This is a genomic window from Kluyvera sp. EC_51 (assembly GCF_019584505.1).
GTDB lineage: Bacteria > Pseudomonadota > Gammaproteobacteria > Enterobacterales > Enterobacteriaceae > Kluyvera > Kluyvera sichuanensis.
The window spans coordinates 1-527 of sequence record NZ_VDAG01000125.1; the positions used below are offsets into that span (position 1 = coordinate 1).

Annotated in this window: 1 protein-coding gene; it reads left to right on the top strand. The window is 52.4% G+C overall.

The window, feature by feature from the left end; genetic code table 11:
* The coding region (gene xni, locus FHC49_RS24250; protein ID WP_220441058.1) for a flap endonuclease Xni at window positions 1-527 on the top strand (527 nt) is incomplete at both ends.

Consider the following 527-nt stretch of genomic DNA (forward strand, 5'->3'; position numbering starts at 1 on the left):
GATTACAAAGCGGGTCGACCGCCAATGCCGGAAGAGTTGCACGACGAGATGCCTGCATTACGCGCCGCCTTTGAGCAACGCGGCGTCCCGTGCTGGTCAACCAGCGGCAACGAAGCCGATGACTTAGCCGCCACGCTGGCGGTCAAAGTGACACAGGCCGGGCATCAGGCAACGATTGTTTCGACAGATAAAGGCTACTGTCAGTTACTTTCACCGACATTACGTATTCGTGATTACTTCCAGAAACGTTGGCTGGATGCGCCATTTATCGATAAAGAATTTGGCGTTCAACCGCAGCAGTTGCCCGATTACTGGGGACTTGCGGGGATCAGCAGTTCAAAGGTACCGGGTGTTTCGGGAATCGGACCAAAAAGCTCCACGCAGCTGCTGGTCGAGTTTCAGAGTCTGGAAGGGATATATGAGAATCTGGATGCGGTTGCCGAAAAGTGGCGCAAAAAATTAGAAACCCATAAAGAGATGGCGTTTCTGTGCCGCGATATTGCCCGCTTACAAACCGATTTGCATAT